The organism is Rhodococcus sp. 06-156-4, assembly GCF_002259345.1.
GTDB lineage: Bacteria > Actinomycetota > Actinomycetes > Mycobacteriales > Mycobacteriaceae > Rhodococcoides > Rhodococcoides fascians_E.
The window spans coordinates 1-819 of the sequence record NZ_NPGB01000023.1; the positions used below are offsets into that span (position 1 = coordinate 1).

An 819-nucleotide genomic window follows, 5' to 3' on the forward strand; every position below is an offset into this window, starting at 1 on the left:
TACGCCTCTATGAGTGCGCCCATGAAGCCTGGTCATGGAGCTCCTATCGGTACGCCGGTGCCGGGTGATGCGTTGTTTGTGTTGGATTCCGGTTTGCGGCGGGTTCCGATCGGTGTGGTTGGTGAGTTGTATGTCGCGGGGCGGGGTGTGGCACGCGGTTATGTGCGACGGCCGGGCTTGACGGCATCGCGATTCGTCGCGTGTCCGCTCGGCCCTTTGGGTTCGCGGATGTATCGCACCGGCGATCTGGTTCGTTGGAATCACGACGGCGAGCTGGAGTATGTGGGTCGCTCTGACGATCAGGTGAAGATTCGTGGTTACCGCATCGAAATCGGTGAAGTGGAAGCAACACTCGCTGCCTTGACCGGAGTGGAGCGTGCGGCAGTGGTGGCCCGTGATACCGATACCGGCAAGCAGTTGATTGGCTACGTCGTACCTACCGAGGTGTCTGCGGGAATCGATGGTGGGGCGCTGCGCGAACGAGTTGCCGCGCGATTGCCTGCGTACATGGTTCCGGCCGTGGTGATGGTCATCGACGAGTTGCCGTTAACTGTCAACGGCAAGCTGGACAAATGGGCGTTGCCCGAGCCGCAATTCGCCAGCGGCGTTCACAGAGCGCCGTCATCTCCGGTTGAAGAAATTATCTCCGGCATTTTCACGAAGGTTCTCGACCTGCCGCGAGTCAGCGTGGACGACTCCTTCTTCGACCTGGGCGGCAACTCGCTCTCTGCGATGCGTGTCGTAGCCGCCGTGCAGGAAACCTTCGACTGTGAAATCAGCGTCCGTGCACTCATGGAAGCCCCCACCGTAGCGGGCCTG

Annotated in this window: 1 protein-coding gene; it reads left to right on the plus strand. The window is 60.8% G+C overall.

Annotated elements, in window-relative coordinates; genetic code table 11:
• Nucleotides 1-819: phosphopantetheine-binding protein (locus CH290_RS15790; RefSeq protein WP_141215490.1), on the plus strand; the 819-nt coding region annotated here is incomplete at both ends.